At 52.4% G+C, this 1,295-nt stretch carries 1 tRNA gene and 1 rRNA gene (1 of these 2 cut by a window edge); both read left to right on the top strand.

The annotated features are described in order from the left end of the window. The first annotated feature begins 85 nt into the window (after nt 1-85). Nucleotides 86-159: transfer RNA gene (locus NG653_RS14580), tRNA-Ala, on the top strand. A gap of 384 nt (nt 160-543) precedes the next feature. Next, nucleotides 544-1,295 (top strand): 23S ribosomal RNA (locus tag NG653_RS14575) (it continues 2,094 nt past the right edge of the window).

Genomic DNA, 1,295 nt, shown 5'->3' with positions numbered 1-1,295 from the left:
AAGGTAATGGAAATTCTGGAGGTTGAGCTCCGCGATTAGGAATTCGGCCCCGATAAGGTATCGGGATGGGGTTTCCAGTCGGAGAGGGGAATTAGCTCAGCTGGCTAGAGCACCTGCCTTGCACGCAGGGGGTCACCGGTTCGAATCCGGTATTCTCCACGATTAAGCGCGAATCGCGGCAACCCGGAGGGTTGCGTACTTAATTCGACGCCGTGCCATCCAGGCTTGCCTGAGATGGGACGGGGGAAGGATTAAGGACAAGGCTTCCGAAGGAAGGCTGCGAGGAGCATTTACCGGACTGCGCGATAGTCCGGATCAGCGGCACGCTAATCCGCCTTAGGGTGGGTGAGCGGCACGCTAATCCGGGGAATTGTGGATATAGTTTGGCAACGTTCATTGACATATTGGAATAGAAGGAGAGGGATGATATTCTTTTAAGGGATATTGTTTTGATTCTTCGATGAGATACAACACGAATCTAACGTAAAGTAAAGAGAGTAGTAATTGCGAGATTACTAGAGCTAGAATACAATTAAAGCAAGGCGACAAGTTAGTGAAGGGCGTATGGGGGATGCCTAGGCTCCCAGAGGCGAAGAAGGACGTGATAAGCTGCGAAAAGCTGCGGGGAGTTGCACATAAGCTGTGATCCGCAGATGTCCGAATGGGGAAACCCGGCTGGTTGAAGGCCAGTCATGCCATCTGGCAAGCGAACCCGGTGAACTGAAACATCTAAGTAACCGGAGGAGGAGAAAACAAGAGTGATTCCGAGAGTAGTGGCGAGCGAAATCGGAGCAGCCCAAACCATGTTTGTTTCGGCAAATGTGGGGTTGTAGGACCGCGACATTCGATGCATTATTGAACTGGAAGCAGCTGGAAAGCTGCACCATAGGGGGTGATAGTCCCGTACGGGTAAGATAATGATATTGATAGCGGTATCCTGAGTAGCGCGGGGCACGAGAAACCCTGTGTGAATTTGGCGGGACCATCCGCTAAGGCTAAATACTCCTGGGAGACCGATAGTGAACTAGTACCGTGAGGGAAAGGTGAAAAGAACCCCGAACAGGGGAGTGAAACAGAACCTGAAACCATACGCTTACAAGCGGTCGGAGTCCCGCCTCGGCGGGATGACGGCGTGCCTTTTGCATAATGAGCCTACGAGTTGCCGTTACTGGCGAGGTTAAGCCCTTAAGGGGTGGAGCCGGAGCGAAAGCGAGTCTGAATAGGGCGCTATAGTCAGTAGTGGCAGACGCGAAACCGTGTGATCTACCCATGGGCAGGCTGAAGCTGTGGTAACA

The sequence above is a fragment of the Robiginitalea marina genome, from assembly GCF_024006985.1.
In the GTDB taxonomy this organism is placed as follows: Bacteria; Bacteroidota; Bacteroidia; order Flavobacteriales; family Flavobacteriaceae; genus Robiginitalea; species Robiginitalea marina.
This window is presented reverse-complemented; position numbering and strand designations above follow the sequence as displayed.